General features: G+C 42.4%; 3 protein-coding genes. 2 read left to right on the top strand and 1 reads right to left on the bottom strand.

What is annotated here, in order from left to right:
* Positions 1–149 (top strand): ATP-binding protein (locus tag JUI58_RS19415; protein ID WP_204105402.1); only part of this gene is annotated, 149 nt, incomplete at its 5' end.
* Positions 150–191: 42 nt separating this feature from the next.
* On the opposite strand, the gene JUI58_RS19410 is transcribed toward JUI58_RS19415, so the two are convergent.
* Entirely contained in the window at positions 192–335 is a 144-nt protein-coding gene (locus tag JUI58_RS19410) for a hypothetical protein (protein ID WP_204105464.1), read from the bottom strand.
* Between the two features lie 87 nt (positions 336–422).
* Here JUI58_RS19410 and JUI58_RS19405 point away from each other — a divergent pair.
* Positions 423–663: ATP-binding protein (locus tag JUI58_RS19405; protein WP_348539928.1), on the top strand; the 241-nt coding region annotated here is incomplete at its 3' end.

The raw sequence follows: 663 nt of genomic DNA, 5'->3' as shown, positions 1-663 counted from the left end.
TCACCACTAAACCCGTAGGAAGCGGGACGGGTTTGGGACTATCCACAACTTATCAAATTATTGTCGAACATCATCAAGGCGCGATCGCCTGTCAGTCTCAATTGGGAAAAGGAACAGAGTTTATTATTGAAATTCCCGTGCAGAAATGAGAGAAAAAGAGTAGCGATCGCTTTAAATCATCAGCACAGTTGCTAGTTCTGGATATTGTAGAACAATGATTTCAGACATTCCCAATCTTGTTCATTCACCATGAGATTTACCACATCTCCTAAAGTTTTCCCTTTGCCTGCAATCAAAGGTGAAGGTTTACGACGTTTTTGAGATTGTTCTGGCATCTCCTCTAGAATTGTAATATTGCATTTGTTTTACTCTCGATTTTATCTAGAAATTATGATAACCCACATTCCACACCGAGTTGACAAATCGATACTTTAAAGGAAGGCGATCGCGCATCCTCTGACCCTCCCACCATTCGCATTCAAACGGAAATTCTAGGGGAAAATTTTGTTAGAATTGCGATCGCCGATAATGGCATGGGAATGGATACAGCCACGCGCCAACGAGTATTTGAGCCGTTTTTCACCACTAAACCCGTAGGAAGCGGGACGGGTTTGGGACTATCCACAACTTATCAAATTATTGTCGAACATCATCAAGGCGCGA

Source organism: Spirulina sp. CCY15215 (assembly GCF_016888125.1).
Taxonomy (GTDB): Bacteria; Cyanobacteriota; Cyanobacteriia; order Cyanobacteriales; family Spirulinaceae; genus CCY15215.
Note: the sequence above shows the minus strand (reverse complement) of the source record. Positions and strands in the feature narration are given on the sequence as shown.

What these genes read in the sequence shown, in the direction of transcription:
- JUI58_RS19410 (WP_204105464.1), bottom strand. Translation starts at nt 335, where the DNA reads ATGCCAGAACAATCTCAAAAACGTCGTAAACCTTCACCTTTGATTGCA.